General features: G+C 61.8%; 1 protein-coding gene. It reads left to right on the top strand.

Annotated elements, in window-relative coordinates:
• Positions 1-338, top strand: a 338-nt coding sequence (locus tag SB753_RS35635; protein WP_410804791.1) for a transposase, incomplete at both ends; no start/stop codon positions are given.

Consider the following 338-nt stretch of genomic DNA (forward strand, 5'->3'; position numbering starts at 1 on the left):
CATAGCGCGGTCGTCACGGCTGCCAACGTGCACGACAAGCATCCGCTGCCACAGCTTCTGCATGGGCAGGAACAGCGGGTCTATGGCGACAGCGCGTATGCGAGCCAGAAAGCGCTGATCCAGGGCAAGGCCCCGAAGGCGCATGACTTCACGAACAAACGCACGCGGCGCAAGGACAGCGTCGATGAAGTGGCGCGCCGCAAGAACCGCAACAAGTCGAAGATTCGCGCCCGCGTCGAACATGTGTTCGCCGTGGTCAAACGGTTGTGGGGTTTCACGAAGGTGCGCTATCGGGGTCTGGCGAAGAACGCCAATCGCGCCTTTGTTTCGCTCGCGCT

This window comes from Paraburkholderia sp. SIMBA_053 (genome assembly GCF_046534895.1).
Taxonomy (GTDB): Bacteria; Pseudomonadota; Gammaproteobacteria; order Burkholderiales; family Burkholderiaceae; genus Paraburkholderia; species Paraburkholderia caledonica.